Source organism: Hymenobacter properus, from assembly GCF_015694735.1.
GTDB classification, from domain to species: domain Bacteria; phylum Bacteroidota; class Bacteroidia; order Cytophagales; family Hymenobacteraceae; genus Hymenobacter; species Hymenobacter properus.
On the sequence record NZ_JADQDP010000002.1, the window covers coordinates 351,605 to 365,301 of the forward strand.

Genomic DNA, 13,697 nt, shown 5'->3' on the forward strand with positions numbered 1-13,697 from the left:
TGGATGGCCCATTTAGTGCGAGCTTGCGCCGCAAGCCGCCGCCCCAATGCCCTCCTCCTCTACGCCGTCACGCGTTCCGGCAGCCCGTCCAGCAGTGCCGTCAGCTCTGCGATGAAGCCTTCCGTAGCGGCCCGTCGTTCGGCATCAGTCGCTTCTTTCGACTCGACGGTTTGCAGGTGGGGAGCCACCCGGGCGGCGCCCACCAAATTCAGTGAGGGGCGCAGGCGGTGCGCCACGGTAGCCACGGCGGGCCAGTCGGCAGCGGCTAGGGCGGTGCGTAGCTCGGCCACGCTGGCGGGCGTGTTGGTGTGGAACGAAGTGAGAATGCGGTTCATGAAAGCGATGCTGCCGTGGGCGGTTTCGTGTAGCAGGGCCAGGTTGTAGAGCGGCGCGTTGGGCGTTGTTGGTGCGGGCTTGGCTGGGGCGGCGGGCTCGGGCGCAGCGGATTCCACTGCCGGGGCCGGCTCGGTAGCCACTGGCTCGGCGGTGGTGGCCTTGGGCAGGGGCGTGCCGCCGCCCATCAGGGCGGCCAGCTTGCTGAGCAGCTCGGCTTCGTCGAAGGGCTTGGGCAGGGTGTCGTTCATGCCGGCGGCGGCGTACTTCTCGGCGTCGGCCCGGAAGGCGTTGGCCGTTAGGGCCAGAATGGGGGTGGCCGCCTTGGTGGCATCGGCGTGGGCCCGGATGCGGGCGGTGGCCTCCAGCCCGTTCATGCCCGGCATCTGAATGTCCATCAGCACCACGTCGTAGCGCTGGTGCTCAAACATCTCCAGGGCTTCGACGCCGCTGGCCGCTTCGTCTACAATGACGCCGTGGCCTTCGAGCAGCAGTTGGGCCACTTCGCGGTTCACGGGGTTGTCTTCCACCAGCAGCACACGAGCGCCGCGCACGGTGGCCTCGTGCACCGGCGCCAGCGGGGCCAGGGCCGCCGCCCGGGCCTCGGCGCTGGCCTTGGGCAGGGTGGTAATAAAGGCAAACGAGCTGCCTTTGCCCAGCTCGCTCTGCACCGTGAGCTGGCCGCCCATCTGCTGCACCAGCGCCCGGCTGATGCTCAGGCCCAGGCCGGTGCCGCCAAACTGCCGGGTGGTGTCGGCGTAGGCCTGCGTAAATTCCTGGAAAATGGTTTCCAGCTTGTCGGGCGCAATGCCGATGCCCGTGTCCGTCACCCGAAATTCAGTGGTGAGCGTGTCCTCGGTTTCGCGCACGAAGTAGCCGCCCACCGTGATGGTGCCCCCCGGCGGCGTGAACTTGATGGCGTTGGAAAGCAGGTTGATGAGCACCTGGTTGAGGCGGTAGGAGTCGCCCATCACCCAAGGGTGGGGGCAGGAGTCGCGCAGCAGCGTGCCCACCACCCGGATGCCTTTTTCCTGGGCCTGAATGGCCAAGGGCTGGCCCGCGTTGGCCATCGAGTCGCAGAGGTTGAAGGCCGACTGCTCCAGCTCCAGCTTGCCCGAGGTGATTTTGGCCATGTCGAGCACGTCGTTCACCACGTTCAGCAGGTGGCGGCCCGAGTGCTGAATGATGGCCGCGTAGTTGCGCTGCTGCTCGTTGAGGCCGGTTTTGGCCAGCAGGCTGGTCATGCCCAGCACCCCGTTCAGGGGCGTGCGAATTTCGTGGCTCATGTTGGCCAGGAAGTTTTCGCGGGCCGTGGCGGCGGCTTCGGCCGCGTGCTGGGCTTTTTTCAGGGCCGTAATGTCGGTGCTCACGCCCAGCACCTGCACGGTGCCGTCGGCCTGCACCAGGGGGCAGCGCACGGTTTGGTACCACTGGGTTTCGCCGTTGCCCAGCTTCATCGAAAACTGCGTGGTGAGCGGCTGGCGGGTGCGCAGCACCTGCTGGTCAGCCTGAATGGCCTCTTGGATTTCGTCCTTGCTCATGGCTGCTTCCATCGACGCAGCCCCCGCCACTTCGGCGATGTGCTGGCGCTGGGACCGCATTTCGGCGTTCTCGAAGATGGTGCGGCCTTGGGCGTCGCGCACCCAGATGAGGTTGGGGTTGAGGTCGAGCACCAGGTTGGTGAAGGCCTGCTGGGCGTCGCGTTCGGCCTCGCTCTGGCGGGTGCGCGCCTCGGCCTGCCGCCGCACCGTGATGTCGAAGCCGTAGCACAGCACCTCGCGCAGCCCGCCATCGGAGCTGAACACGGGCTGGTAGTAGCACAGCCAGTACAGGTTGGGCTCGCCGTCGGGGCCGGGCCAGCGCTCCTCCCAGCTCACCAGCTCGCGGCTCTGCACGGCCCGCTCAAACAGGCGGCGGCGGCGTACCATCAGGGCGGTGGGCAGGCCCCGGGCGGCCGCGTGGTCGGCAAACGACATGCCGATGCGGGCCTGCCGTTTCACTGGGTCGGGCTCGGCGTAGGGGTTGATGTAGCGGTAGCGTTGGTCGGGGTCGAGCACCGTCACCACGGCCGGCAGGTGGGCCAGCACGGTTTCATAGAACTCGCGCCGCTCGTCGTTGTGCTTTTCGGCCTGCCGCTGGTTGGTCACGTCGGTGAGGTAGAGCAGGGCGGTTTGCTCTTCCAGCACCGGCACCACGTGCAGCACGAAGTACTGTCCGTTGGCTACTACTTCGTGCCGCGTCACCTCGCCGCTGCGCAGGGCCTGGGTGGCGGCGTGCAGCAGCTGCGGCCGCAGCCGTGAGGGGCCGGTGCCTTGCATTTCCTGCGCCAGGCCCTCGGCCGCGTTGTTGGCATACAGCAGCTGGCCGTCCTTGTTCACCCGCAGAGAGGGGTTGGGATTGAGCAAGGGCACCTGGCTCAGGGCCTGCAGGCGGGCCAATTCGGCTTCGGCCTGCTCGCGGCGGGCGCGCTCGGTGAGCAGCAGCTCTTGCAGCTCAGCTAAGCCAGTAGGAAGAGTAGGGGAGGGCAGGGCGTCGGTTTTCACCCTGTAAATATGCTGAAGATGGGCTTAATGGCGATGAAAAAAGAGCGTGAATGCTCAGGATGACAGGCGTTTTTCTGATTAAGGCCAGCGCCCCTACAGCTCCTTCCGCAGCCGGGCCACCGGAATGTTCAGCTGCTCGCGGTACTTAGCCACGGTGCGGCGGGCAATGTTGTAGCCGCGGGCGTTGAGCATCTTCTCCAGCTTGTCGTCGCTAAGGGGCCGCTCCTTGCTCTCCTTGCCGATGAGGTCCTTGAGAATGCTTTTCACCTCGCGGCTGCTGGCGTCTTCGCCAGAGTCGGTGGCAATGCCCTCTGAGAAGAAGTACTTGAGCGGGTAGATGCCGAATTCCGTTTGCACCGATTTGGAGTTGGCCACCCGGCTCACGGTCGAGATGTCCATGCCTATCATCTGGGCGATGTCTTTAAGAATCATGGGTTTGAGCTTACTCTCATCGCCCTCCACGAAGAATTCGCGCTGCAGCTCCACAATGGCGTTCATGGTGCGCAGCAGCGTGTTTTGCCGCTGCCGGATGGCGTCGATAAACCACTTGGCCGAGTCGAGCTTCTGCTTCACGAAGGTCACGGCCTCCTTCATCTTGGCGTCCTTCTTGGCGGCCTTGTCGTAGGTGCGGAACATTTCGGTGTAGGCCGGGCTCACGCGCAGCTCGGGGGCGTTGCGGGCGTTCAGGGTCAGGTTCAGCACGCCGTTGTCGTTCGTCAGAATGAAGTCCGGCATCAGGTACTGCGTCTTGCCCGCGCCAGTGGGGCCGCTACCGCCCGGCTTGGGGTTCAGCTTCAAAATGACATTGATGGCCTCCTTCAGCTCGTCGTCCTCCAGGTCGAGCCGCTGCTGAATGCGCGGGTAGTGCTTTTTGGTGAATTCCTCGAAGGTTTCAGTCAGAATCCGCTCGGCGTTCACGGTGTTGTCGTCCTGGGGCCGGCGCTCCAGTTGCAGCAGCAGGCACTCGGGCAGGTCGCGCGCCGCAATGCCAGGCGGGTCGAACTGTTGCACCACGCGCAGCACTGCCTCAATTTCGGGCACGGTCACCTCCAGATTTTGCGCAAAGGCCATGTCGTTGGCAATGGCCGCCAGGTCGCGCCGGATGTAGCCGTCGCCGTCAATCGAGCCGATGAGTTGTTGGCCAATGGCCTCCTGCCGCTCATCCAAATCTGCAAAGTGCAGCTGGTCCATCAGCGAGTCGATGAGCGAGGCGCTGGTGTCGGCCAGCGGGGTGTCGCGCTCTTCTTCCTCGCCGGGGCCGTCGCCCTGCATCTTGTAGCCCGCTATTTCGTCGTCGTTGAGGTAGTCGCTCAGGTCCAGGTCGGTGTTGTCGGGCGCGTCGTCGGTCGAGGCCAGGTCTTCTTTCGCCGCCAGGTCGGGCTCGTGCATCTCTTCCGCGTTGTCGTCCGAGCTGCTGCGGTCGTCAAAGTCCTCGTCCAGCGTGTTGTCGTCGTTGTCGAGGCTGGCGTCGGGGTCATCCGAGTCGTCGCTGTCGTCATCGTCGCGGTCCAGTTCTTCGGCGTCGTCGGGTTCGTCTTCCTCCAGGGCCGGGTTCACCTCCATTTCCTCCTTGATGCGCGTCTCCAGCTCCGCCGTCGGGATTTGCAGCAGCTTGATGAACTGAATCTGCTGCGGGCTGAGCTTTTGGGAGAGGAGCTGTTTAAGGTCGAGGCGTTGCATAGTAACGAAAGTACGGAAAGGCGACAGCGGAGGTCAATTTTACTAAATCTTGGCCTGAAAAGTTGATAACAACGGCGGTTTCGCGGCCGGGGCGCGCCCTGCAAACTTCGTGCTACTGCGGCCAGGACCTACCTTTGCCCCACTTACATCCCGCTAGTTCAATACCATGTCCCTCAAACGGTCCACCGTCAAAGACCTTCTGGCCAGCCAGGAGCTCGACCGCGAAGTCCTCGTGAAAGGCTGGGTTCGCTCCCGCCGCGGCAACAAATACGTGCAGTTCATCATCGTGAATGACGGCTCCACCATCCACACCATTCAGGCCGTGGCCGCCGCCGAGAATTTCCCCGAGGAAAGCCTCAAAGACGTGAGCAACGGTGCCGCCGTGGCCATTCGCGGCCAGCTGGTGGCCTCGCAAGGCAAGGGCCAGGCCGTGGAAATCCAGGCCACCGAAATCACGGTGCTGGGCAAGGCCGACGCCGAAGCTTACCCGCTGCAAAAGAAAGCCACCTCGCTGGAGCACCTGCGCGACATCGCCCACCTGCGCCCCCGCACCAACACTTTCGGGGCGGTGCTGCGCATCCGGCATGCCCTGGCCTTCGCCATCCACGACTACTTCAACCGCCACGGGTTCTATTACGTGCACACTCCCATCATCACCGGCTCCGACGCCGAAGGTGCCGGCCAGATGTTCCGCGTGACCACCCTTCCCCCCGAGCACCCGCCCCGCACCGCCGACGGCTCGGTGGACTTCACCCAGGACTTCTTCGGCAAGCAAACCAACCTCACCGTGAGCGGCCAGCTCGAAGGCGAGCTGGCCGCCATGGCCCTGGGCAGTATCTACACCTTCGGCCCCACCTTCCGGGCCGAAAATTCCAACACCGCCCGCCACTTGGCCGAGTTCTGGATGATTGAGCCCGAAGTGGCCTTCATCGAGCTCGAAGAAAACATGGACCTGGCCGAGGACTTCCTCCAAAGCCTGGTGCGCTACGCCCTAGAGCACTGCGCCGACGACCTGCAGTTCCTCAACGACCAGTACGACAAGGAACTCCTCACCCGCCTGCACTTCGTGGTCGATAACGCCTTCCAGCGCCTCACCTACACCGCGGCCATCGACATTCTGAAGTCGGCCAAGCAGAAGTTCGAGTTCCCGGTGGACTGGGGCACAGACCTGCAGAGCGAGCACGAGCGGTACCTGGTGGAGAAGCACTTCAAGAAGCCCGTCATCCTCACCAACTACCCGAAGGACATCAAAGCCTTCTACATGAAGCTGGACGACGACGGCCGCACCGTGCGCGCCATGGACGTGCTGTTTCCGGGCATCGGCGAAATCATCGGCGGCTCGCAGCGTGAGGAAGACTACACCAAGCTCACCACCCGCATGGCCGAAATGCACGTGCCCGCCGAAGACCTCGACTGGTACCTTGACACCCGCCGTTTCGGCTCGGCGCCGCACGCCGGCTTCGGCCTGGGCTTCGAGCGCCTCGTGCTGTTCGTGACGGGCATGGGCAACATCCGCGACGTGATTCCCTTCCCGCGCTACCCCAAGAACGCGGCGTTTTAAGCTTATAGTCAACTACTCAACGCACAAAAAAACCGACCCTAAAAGTGGTCGGTTTTTTTGTGCGTTCGGAAAATTAGTCACGGTCGTGGTCCCGGCCTTTGCCCTTGCCGCGACCCTTGCCGCGGTCATCGTCGTGGTCTTCGTGGCGGTCATGGTCGTCGTGCCGATACATTTTCTTGGCTTGTCCGGGGGGCAGGCCGCCGTTGCTGGGGTTGGCGGGGTAGCCCATCTTTTTAGCCTGGCCGGGGGGGAGGGCACCGTTGCTGGGGTTGCCGCCGCGGTAGGTCCAGGGCGAGTTGCCGCGGTAGTCGATGTATTGGGGATGGAAGTTGGCCGGGTTGTAGCCCTCCAACCGCTCCAGGCGCGTCCATTGGCCGTTGCGCTGCACGATGTATGTGCGGGCCGGCACGTCGTAGTAGCCCTTGATTTCGGGCACGTAGTAGTACTGCGCATCAGCCGGTGCGCCCACCACAGCGGGCGGCGCCGGGTTGATGTTGACGTTAATCTGAGCCTGGGCCGCGGGGGCAGCGGTCAGCGCGGCACTGCCAATCAGGGCGGCGCAAAAAAGATTGGGAATCAGTTTCATGAGGTTAGGATGGGGTGAGGTACACAGCACCCGGCGCCGGGCCGGGTGCTGTTATACTGCATCGGCAAAAAGTTGGTTAATAACGCTCAGTTGGCTGCCTTAGCTGCGGCCGTGCCGACCGCCGCCGTTGCCACCACTTGGCTGGCCCTGACCGCCGCCATAGCCGCCGTGGTTGCCCGGGGTCTGGCCTGGGCCGGGGCTGTAGTTGCCCTGATGCGGTTGAGGCTGTTGGTTGCCGCGGGGCGGGTTGTAGCTACCGCCGGGGTAGGGGTTGCCGCCGCGGTTGTCGTGGCCGCTGTAGCCGCCGGGGGCATTGTAGCTGCGGCCGTTGGAGTAATAACCGGGGCGCGGGTAGCCGTAGTTGCCACCGTAGTAGTTGCCATAGCCGTTGTGGCCGTAGCCATAGTAGCCGGAGCGGGCGGGGCCGTAGTAGCGGTAGGGCTGGTAGGCGTAGCGTTGGTGGTAGTAGTCGAGGCGCGTCCAGGGCTGGGTGCCACGGTAGTCCACTATCACCGGATGAAACAGGTAGGGGTCGTAGCCATACAGCTCCGGCTGGGGCACCCAGTAGCCGTCCTGGAACACGATGTACTGTTGGTTGTAGAGGTCGTAATACCCATCAATCTCGGGGATGTAGTAATACTGCGTGCCGTAGGGCACCTGGGGCCCCCAGGCCGGCACGCCGATATTAATATTCACCCCCACCTGCGCCTGGGCGGCCGGCGTGGCCAACAGGGCAAACGCGCCCACCAGGGCCGCGCCAAATAATCTTGCGAGGGGTTTCATGCTATTGGGTTGGAAAAAATGGAATAACAGGCCACTAACGGCGCTGCTCTTCCATAGGTGCAAGGCTAGTGCCAATGTGCCCGAAAAGGTAGATTCACCGGCTAAAAACGTCGCCCAAATGCCGGGAACCCTCGCCCATTCATTTTCTATCAGAAAGCCGGGGACAAACCGCCTGCCTGTGCTGTTACACCCCGACGCCCCGGAAGCTAACCCGACTGGCAAAGTTGCCTTTCGGGTTAGCCTTCGGCGTCCCATCTACGTACCTTTACGCACTTATTCGCTGCGTTCCTGAATGGCCAAAAAATCCACTGCTACCCCGGTTGCCCAAGCTCCTAAAGCCGCCGCTTCCGCCAAGAAAAAACCAGTTGCCAACGGCGCCGCGCTAAAAAAGCAGCTCGCCGGTGCCCTCACCGAGCCGGAAGCCGCCGCTGCCACCCAGCCCAACCCGGCCAGCGTGGCCGTAGCCCTGCAACACCAGACGCCCGAGACGCTGCCGCCCACCACGGCGCCCGCCGCCAACGGCGCGGCCCACCACATCGATGCCCCGTTTATCGAAGTGTACGGCGCGCGCGAGCACAACCTCAAGAACGTGAGTGTGCAGATTCCGCGCAACCGGCTGGTGGTGTTCACGGGCATCTCGGGCTCGGGCAAGAGCAGCTTGGCCTTCGATACCATTTATGCGGAAGGGCAGCGCCGCTACATGGAGACGTTTTCGGCCTACGCCCGCAGCTTCATGGGCGGGCTGGAGCGGCCCGACGTGGACAAGATTGAGGGCCTGTCGCCGGTTATCAGCATCGAACAGAAAACCACCTCGCGCAACCCGCGCTCCACGGTGGGCACCATCACCGAAATCTATGACTTCCTGCGCCTGCTGTATGCGCGCACGGCCGAGGCGTTCAGCTATGCCACCGGCAAGAAGATGATTCGGCAATCTGATGACCAGATTATCAACTACATTCTCAAGCACTTCGACGGCAAAAAGCTGGTGGTGCTGGCGCCCGTGGTGAAGGGCCGCAAGGGCCACTACCGCGAAGATTTCCAGAAGATTGCCAAGTTGGGCTTCGCTAAGGTGCGGGTAGATGGCGAAATCCTCGACATCACGCCCAAGATGCAGGTGGACCGCTACAAAATCCACGATATCGAAATCGTCATCGACCGGCTCATCGTGAAGGAGGAAGACCGGTTCCGCCTCTCGGGCTCGGTGCAGAACGCACTCACGCACGGCAAGGGCACCATGTTGGTGCTCGACCCCGACGCCAAAAAGGCCGCGCCGCAGTTCTTCTCGCGCTTTCTGATGGACCCGGCCACCGGCATCGCCTACGACGACCCGGCGCCCAACACATTCTCGTTCAACTCGCCCTACGGCGCCTGCCCCACCTGCAATGGACTGGGCGAGGTGCAGGAAATCACCGAGGAAGCCGTGCTGCCCGACCGCAAGCTGAGCATCAGCCGGGGCGGCATCGCGCCGCTGGGCGAGTACCGCGACATCTGGATTTTCCAGCAGCTTTCGCTCATCCTCAAGAAGAACAAGGCCACCCTGAATACGGCCATCGAGAAGCTGCCCGAGGAGCTGCTCAAGCGCCTGCTCCACGGCATCTCGGAAGACGAGGCCGACAGCGGCAAAGGTACCTTCACCGAGCCGTTCGAGGGCATTATTCCCTTCCTGCGCCGGCAGATGGACTCGGAGTCGGACAGCATCCGGGAGTGGATTGCGCAGTACGCACAGGCCCAGCCCTGCCCCGAGTGCCAGGGCTTCCGCCTTAAGAAGGAAAGCCTGCACTTCAAGATGGACGGCAAGCACATAGGCGAGCTGTCGGTGATGGATTTGAACGAGCTGGCTGGCTGGTTTGATGGATTGGAAGACCGGCTGACGGAGCGCCAGAACGTGATTGCGCGGGAGCTCCTTAAGGAAATCCGCAAGCGCATCGGCTTCCTGCTCGAAGTGGGCCTGGACTACCTGAACCTGCACCGCCCGGTGCGCACGCTGAGCGGCGGCGAAAGCCAGCGCATCCGCCTCGCCACCCAGATTGGCACCCAGCTCGTGGGCGTGCTCTACATCATGGACGAGCCCAGCATCGGCCTGCACCAGCGCGACAACGAGCGGCTAATCAAGGCGCTGCAGCACCTGCGCGACATTGGCAACTCCGTCATTGTGGTGGAGCACGACAAGGACATGATTCTGCACGCCGACCACGTGCTGGACATTGGCCCCGGCGCGGGCATTCATGGCGGCAGCATCGTGGCCTCGGGCACGCCCACCGAGATTTTCAACTCGGGTTCGCTCACCTCGCAGTACCTCAGCGGGCAGAAGCACATTGAGCTGCAAAAGAGGAAGCGCAAGGGCGAAGGCACCGAGCTGGTGCTGAAAGGCGCCAAGGGCAACAACCTCAAAAACGTGACCCTGAAAGTGCCGCTGGGCAAGCTGGTGGCCGTCACGGGTGTATCGGGCTCGGGCAAGTCTACGCTCATTCACGATACGCTGTACCCGATTCTCAACCAGCACTTCTTTAATTCCAAGAAGGAGCCTCTGGCTTACGGCAGCATCGAGGGGCTGGATTTTATCGATAAGGTGATTGAGGTTGACCAGTCGCCCATCGGCCGCACGCCGCGCTCGAACCCGGCCACCTACACGGGCGTGTTCACCGAAATCCGACAGCTGTTTGGTGAGATGGCGGAAGCTAAAATCCGCGGCTATGGCCCGGGGCGCTTCTCCTTCAACGTGAAGGGCGGGCGCTGCGAAACCTGCGAGGGCGCCGGCATCCGCACCATCGAGATGAACTTCCTGCCCGACGTGCACGTGCCCTGCGAAACCTGCAAGGGCCGCCGCTACAACCGCGAAACGCTCGAAGTCCGCTTCAAGGGCAAGTCCATCACCGACGTGCTGGATATGACCGTGGAGAAGGCCGTGGAGTTCTTCGAGTTTCAGCCCCGCATCCTGCGTAAAATCAAAACCCTGAACGACGTGGGTCTGGGCTACCTCACGCTGGGCCAGCAGGCCACCACGCTTTCGGGCGGCGAAGCGCAGCGCGTGAAGCTGGCCACTGAGCTCAGCAAGAAAGACACCGGCAAGACCTTCTACATCCTCGACGAGCCCACCACCGGCCTGCACTTCGAGGATATTAATCACCTCGCGGATGTACTCCAGAAGCTGGCCGACAAGGGCAACACCGTCCTCATCATCGAGCACAACCTCGACCTGATTAAGGTGGCCGACCACATTATTGACATCGGCCCCGAGGGCGGCGCGGGCGGCGGCATCATCGTGGCCCAGGGCACGCCCGAGCAGGTAGCCAAGGCCGGCAAGGGCCACACCGCCCGCTTCTTGGCCGAGGAGCTGCGCACGAGCAAATACGCCACGGCGTAGCCGGAAAGGGATATTGCGAATGAGGCCGGCAAATGGTTATTTGCCGGCCTCATTTCATTCCCACCGCTATGCGAACATTGTTACTGTTTCCATTACTGACGCTCCTGAGCGCCGCCAATCCTGCCGCGCCCCCGGCGGGCACCCGCTTCGAGGGCAAATTCACCAACGGCTTGAAAGGGAATACGCTCAGCTTCGTAGTGGCACCTGACGGCAAAACCATCCGCGACTTCACTTTCAAAGGCTACTGGCGCTGCGATGGCAAGCTGGAGATGCTGGGCGCGGCCGGCCCCACCAAGGGCACCTTCGCCGTGAGCAACGGCACCATTGCGGGCCGCATCTGCGAGCCACCAGACGGCGGAGCTACCGCCTGGTGCTTCGACCTGGGCGGCAAAATTGCGGGCAAAACCGCCACCGGCCGTTTCCGCATGAACATCAACGCCCTGCGCTGCGACTCCTACGAGCTGCAATGGGAGGCTGCGGCCGTTGGCCCGGCCAAGTAGGGCGCGCTTTATCTGGAGGCGACGGACCCGTTTCAGTGCGCCACTGCCGCCGGCTGGCGGGCATCATACTCGCTTTTCAGGCGCTTGTAGCGCTTGCCGTAGAGCATCATGAATGGGAAAATCAGGATGAAGACCGTGCGGCTGATGAAGGAGTGCGGAAGCAGCAAGGTCAGCACAATGCCCAGGGCGAATACCGCCGTCGGAATCAGGGGGCGGCCCAGGTCCAGGTCGGGGTGGGAGAGGGCCTCGGGGTACACGTAGTTGCGCTTGGGGTTGGCTAAGGTGCGCTGCATCAGCATCTGGAGCAGGCCAGTGCCGATGACGCTGGCACAATACAGCACGAATGGCACGCGCAGCATGGGGTACTCGCCGTAGTAGGCCGAGGTGAAGGGCATAAGCACGATGCTGAGTAGGAAAAACACGTTTAGCCAAATCAGGCCGTCGTCGTAGCGTTGCACAAAGCGGAAAATGCGGTGGTGGGCCGCCCAGTACGTGGCAATGACGAAGAAGCCGATAAAGAAGCCCACGAATTTGGGAATAAGCCACAGCAGCGCCGTAAAGGCCGCGTGGTTGGACTTCTCGTGCAACTCGGGCACCTTGATTTCGATGATGAGTAGCGTGATGGCGATGGCAAACACGGCGTCCGAAAACAAAATCATGCGCTCTATCTGAAACTCGGTGCGGTCGTGGTGGTCGAGGGCGGTGTCAGGAACGTGCTGCATAAAATGAATATAGAATAAGTTGTTTCCATTGGAAAGAAACAAAAAAAAGCCCACCTGCATGCGGCAGGTGGGCTTTAGGGCTAGCACCCAAGTGGTGGCTACATCTTCATATCCGAGCCTTGCTTGGCCATGCCCAGGTGCTGCTCCACCACCGGCAGGGTTTTGCCGATGAAGGCTTTCAGGTCGGCGTCCTGGGTCATTTTCTCGTGGGCGGCCATGGTGTTGGCCGTCTTCTGATGGTCGGTTTGCATCTGAGCCATGTATTTGGCTTCAAACTCCTTGCCCGAGAGCTTCTCCATGGCCGGGGCCATGGCTTTGTGCTCGGCGTCCATGTCGGTGGGCAGGGTCACGCCTTTCTTGGCCGCAATGGCTTTCAGGTCGTTGGTCGATTTGGTGTGGTCGGCAATCATTTTATTGGCCATCTCTTTGGCCATGCCGGTCACGCCTTTGGCCAGGGCCATTTTGCTTTGCTGAATTTCGTTCTGGTCGCTGTGGGCGGCCGTCATCATAAATTCCTTGTCGTCTTTGTGAGGGCCGGTGGGGCCGTTGGGGTCGGCCTTGGCCGCGCCGCCGCTCATCGCGTCACCGCTCATAGCGCTGCTATCGCCCATAGCGGAGCCTGCCCCGGCGGTAGTATCGGTGCCGGCGGCCGGCGTGTTGGCCATGTTGCTGTCGGTATTGCTTTCGGTGGTCGATTTATTGGCATCGCCGCAAGCGGCCAGCGTGAGCAGGCCCGTAGCCAGCAAGGGAAGGAGGGAGCGTACCATGGATTTTGGAAAGGAAAAAGTGAAGGAAGGTGTTGGCTTAAGCGTGTGCTCGCGGGTGTTACGGAAGAATCGCAGGTCGATGTTGCACAGTTTGTTTATTAAAATTCCTAAGCACAACCGTTGATTATCAATAAACTGGTTCCTAGAGGCCACAAAAAAGGCCTGCCCCGGTGCGGGACAGGCCTTTTTCGTGGCCACACCTCTGGCTACTTGGCAGCGTCTACCGTCGCTTTCATTTTCGTCACCATGTCGAGGTGCATTTTCAGCATGGGCACTGTCTTGGCGGCAAAAGCCTTGATGTCGGGGTCGGAGGCTTTAATGGAAGCGTCGGTGTATTCCTTCACGTCTTCCTGGTGGTCTTTGAGCATCTCCTTCATATACTCCTGGTCCATCTTCACCCCTTTTTCCTCGGTCACGTCTTTCAGCACTTTCTGATGGTCGTCGCCGAGGGTGGTGGACAGCGTGATGTTCTTCTTGGTGGCCAGGGCCATTAGTTCGGCGTTGCCTTTGGTGTGGTCGTCAATCATTTTCTGGGCATACTCCTTGGCTTGCGGCGTGATGGCGCGGGCCACCACCTGCTTGCCCAGCTCTACTTCCAGCATGCCGCCGCTGGCCGCCTTGGTCATGAATTCGGAGTCATAGTCCATCCCTTTCTTCTCGATGTCGCCCATTTTGGTGTCGGCCGTCGCGCTGTCGGCTTTCACCTCATTGGTTTTCTGGGCTTCTTTCACTGAGTCGTTGGAGTTGCAGCCGGCCGCCGCGAGCAGTACCGTGGCCGCGCTGCATAGGGTGATGAATAGGCGTTTCATGGAAGAGAATGAGTTTGATGAGATGCTAAAATTGAAATAGCTAGATGAA

Annotated in this window: 10 protein-coding genes; 3 read left to right on the top strand and 7 right to left on the bottom strand. The window is 62.0% G+C overall.

All coding sequences use genetic code 11. The annotated features are described in order from the left end of the window. Positions 1 to 59: 59 nt before the first annotated feature. Complete coding sequence (locus tag I2I01_RS07705; protein WP_196285873.1) at positions 60 to 2,876, bottom strand: response regulator; 2,817 nt, start codon at positions 2,874 to 2,876, stop codon at positions 60 to 62. Between the two features lie 93 nt (positions 2,877 to 2,969). After that, a complete protein-coding gene (gene rpoN / locus I2I01_RS07710; protein ID WP_196285874.1) occupies positions 2,970 to 4,556 on the bottom strand; it encodes an RNA polymerase factor sigma-54 in 1,587 nt (528 codons plus the stop codon). A gap of 166 nt (positions 4,557 to 4,722) precedes the next feature. Here rpoN and asnS point away from each other — a divergent pair, with 166 nt between their 5' ends. Next, on the top strand, positions 4,723 to 6,117 hold the full coding sequence (gene asnS, locus I2I01_RS07715; RefSeq protein ID WP_196285875.1) for an asparagine--tRNA ligase: 1,395 nt from the start codon (positions 4,723 to 4,725) through the stop codon (positions 6,115 to 6,117). Positions 6,118 to 6,190: 73 nt separating this feature from the next. Here the strand turns inward: asnS and I2I01_RS07720 are convergent, their stop codons facing one another. Both I2I01_RS07720 and I2I01_RS07725 read right to left on the bottom strand, forming a co-directional pair. Then, positions 6,191 to 6,703, bottom strand: coding sequence for a hypothetical protein (locus I2I01_RS07720; RefSeq protein WP_196285876.1), 513 nt, complete (start codon positions 6,701 to 6,703; stop codon positions 6,191 to 6,193). 99 nt (positions 6,704 to 6,802) lie between these two features. Beyond that, the gene (locus tag I2I01_RS07725; RefSeq protein ID WP_196285877.1) at positions 6,803 to 7,486 is read right to left on the bottom strand and encodes a hypothetical protein; all 684 of its coding nucleotides are present in this window, start codon (positions 7,484 to 7,486) and stop codon (positions 6,803 to 6,805) included. A 292-nt stretch (positions 7,487 to 7,778) separates the two neighbouring features. On the opposite strand from I2I01_RS07725, the gene uvrA reads away from it, so the two are divergent. Then, on the top strand, positions 7,779 to 10,850 hold the full coding sequence (gene uvrA / locus I2I01_RS07730; RefSeq protein WP_211537874.1) for an excinuclease ABC subunit UvrA: 3,072 nt from the start codon (positions 7,779 to 7,781) through the stop codon (positions 10,848 to 10,850). 68 nt (positions 10,851 to 10,918) lie between these two features. Next, the gene (locus I2I01_RS07735; RefSeq protein ID WP_196285878.1) at positions 10,919 to 11,350 is read left to right on the top strand and encodes a hypothetical protein; all 432 of its coding nucleotides are present in this window, start codon (positions 10,919 to 10,921) and stop codon (positions 11,348 to 11,350) included. A gap of 32 nt (positions 11,351 to 11,382) precedes the next feature. Here the strand turns inward: I2I01_RS07735 and I2I01_RS07740 are convergent, their stop codons facing one another. From I2I01_RS07740 to I2I01_RS07750, 3 genes are all read right to left on the bottom strand, one after another. Then, positions 11,383 to 12,072: a TMEM175 family protein gene (locus tag I2I01_RS07740; RefSeq protein WP_196285879.1), complete on the bottom strand. Its 690-nt coding sequence runs from the start codon at positions 12,070 to 12,072 to the stop codon at positions 11,383 to 11,385. A gap of 98 nt (positions 12,073 to 12,170) precedes the next feature. After that, a complete protein-coding gene (locus I2I01_RS07745) occupies positions 12,171 to 12,839 on the bottom strand; it encodes a DUF4142 domain-containing protein (RefSeq protein ID WP_196285880.1) in 669 nt (222 codons plus the stop codon). 206 nt (positions 12,840 to 13,045) lie between these two features. Continuing rightward, positions 13,046 to 13,648: a DUF4142 domain-containing protein gene (locus tag I2I01_RS07750; protein ID WP_196285881.1), complete on the bottom strand. Its 603-nt coding sequence runs from the start codon at positions 13,646 to 13,648 to the stop codon at positions 13,046 to 13,048. Between the last annotated feature and the right edge of the window lie 49 nt (positions 13,649 to 13,697).

Excerpts from the sequence above, each read along its gene's own strand:
- rpoN (WP_196285874.1), bottom strand. The coding sequence starts at position 4,556 with ATGCAACGCCTCGACCTTAAACAGCTCCTCTCCCAAAAGCTCAGCCCG.
- asnS (WP_196285875.1), top strand. The coding sequence starts at position 4,723 with ATGTCCCTCAAACGGTCCACCGTCAAAGACCTTCTGGCCAGCCAGGAG.
- I2I01_RS07720 (WP_196285876.1), bottom strand. The coding sequence starts at position 6,703 with ATGAAACTGATTCCCAATCTTTTTTGCGCCGCCCTGATTGGCAGTGCC.
- I2I01_RS07725 (WP_196285877.1), bottom strand. The coding sequence starts at position 7,486 with ATGAAACCCCTCGCAAGATTATTTGGCGCGGCCCTGGTGGGCGCGTTT.
- uvrA (WP_211537874.1), top strand. The coding sequence starts at position 7,779 with ATGGCCAAAAAATCCACTGCTACCCCGGTTGCCCAAGCTCCTAAAGCC.
- I2I01_RS07735 (WP_196285878.1), top strand. The coding sequence starts at position 10,919 with ATGCGAACATTGTTACTGTTTCCATTACTGACGCTCCTGAGCGCCGCC.
- I2I01_RS07740 (WP_196285879.1), bottom strand. The coding sequence starts at position 12,072 with ATGCAGCACGTTCCTGACACCGCCCTCGACCACCACGACCGCACCGAG.
- I2I01_RS07745 (WP_196285880.1), bottom strand. The coding sequence starts at position 12,839 with ATGGTACGCTCCCTCCTTCCCTTGCTGGCTACGGGCCTGCTCACGCTG.
- I2I01_RS07750 (WP_196285881.1), bottom strand. The coding sequence starts at position 13,648 with ATGAAACGCCTATTCATCACCCTATGCAGCGCGGCCACGGTACTGCTC.